Here is a 512-nt window from a genome sequence, read left to right on the forward strand (position 1 = left end):
GTCCGGCAGGTCGTCGACCCCGATGACCCGCATCCGCGCGGCGTCGATCCCGGCGCGCACGGCCGCGGCCCGGAGCACGGGCAGGAGTTCCTGGGTACCGGCCAGCACGACGTCGGCCGACGCCAGGTCGACCGTTCCGTACCGCTCACGCGGCGATCGGGCCATGGTGCGGGTCCTTCCGTCGCTTTTCCCCGACCGTACCGATGCGGAGGGCCCGGGGGACGCTTCCGCCCGTGGTGGTCAGGCGCCTCCCAGCGCGCTCGGTAACGAAAAGATCACGGAAGGGCCTGTACAAAGCGACAGAGTCGTGCAGAATGGTGGGCGGCCATGACGACTGCACCCGAACCAGACCAGCACCCGGAGACCCCGGTGGTGCACCTGTCCCGACGCGCCGCCCTCGAGGCCGAGCGCGCAGCCGCCCGCGGACCACAGCGTCGCAGCAAGACGGCCCCGGCCGCGAAGGCCGCCAAGCCCGAGAAGCCGGCCAGGGCAGCGAAGGTCGCCAAGCCGGC

1 protein-coding gene is annotated in these 512 nt (G+C 72.7%); it reads left to right on the top strand.

Annotated features, from left to right (window positions below):
* Positions 1–327: 327 nt before the first annotated feature.
* Positions 328–512 (top strand): hypothetical protein (locus BIU89_RS18580; protein ID WP_217642828.1); only part of this gene is annotated, 185 nt, incomplete at its 3' end.

The sequence above is a fragment of the Curtobacterium sp. MCBA15_005 genome, assembly GCF_001864855.1.
In the GTDB taxonomy this organism is placed as follows: domain Bacteria; phylum Actinomycetota; class Actinomycetes; order Actinomycetales; family Microbacteriaceae; genus Curtobacterium; species Curtobacterium flaccumfaciens.